At 62.1% G+C, this 617-nt stretch carries 2 protein-coding genes; both read left to right on the forward strand.

The annotated features are described in order from the left end of the window. On the forward strand, positions 1 to 365 hold a 365-nt coding region (locus FIV35_RS29500; RefSeq protein WP_487247585.1), incomplete at its 5' end, for a type 1 periplasmic-binding domain-containing protein. Further along, a partial coding sequence (locus FIV35_RS29505; protein ID WP_146375140.1) for an ATP-binding cassette domain-containing protein occupies positions 362 to 617 on the forward strand: 256 nt, incomplete at its 3' end. The genes FIV35_RS29500 and FIV35_RS29505, both read left to right, overlap by 4 nt.

Genomic DNA, 617 nt, shown 5'->3' on the forward strand with positions numbered 1-617 from the left:
CCGCCAACTCGGCGCTGGTCAAACTCCCAAGCGGCGTGAAAAACCTGATCATCGGCGGTATGAACGACAACACCGTGCTCGGCGGCGTGCGCGCCACTGAAGCGGCCGGTTTCAAGGCGGCCAATGTAATCGGGATCGGCATCAATGGCACCGATGCCATCGGCGAACTGAAAAAACCCGACAGCGGCTTCTACGGCTCCATGCTGCCAAGCCCGCATATCGAAGGCTACAAAACCGCCGAGATGATGTTCGAGTGGGTGACCACCGGCAAAGAGCCGCCTAAATACACCGCCATGGACGAAGTGACCCTGATCACCCGCGCCAACTTCCAGGAAGAACTGACCAACATCGGGCTGTGGAAATGACCGCTGCGGCCTTGCGGTTTGACGGCATCGGCAAGACCTTTCCCGGGGTCAAGGCGCTGGACGGCATCAGTTTTACCGCCCAGCCCGGGCAAGTGCATGCGTTGATGGGCGAGAACGGCGCGGGCAAATCGACCCTGCTGAAGATCCTCGGCGGGGCCTATATCCCCAGCAGCGGCGCGCTGCAGATCGGCGCGCAGACCATGGCCTTCAAATGCGCGGCCGACAGCATCGCCAGCGGCGTGGCGGGGATTC

This window comes from Pseudomonas rhodesiae, from assembly GCF_007858255.1.
Lineage (GTDB): Bacteria > Pseudomonadota > Gammaproteobacteria > Pseudomonadales > Pseudomonadaceae > Aquipseudomonas > Aquipseudomonas rhodesiae.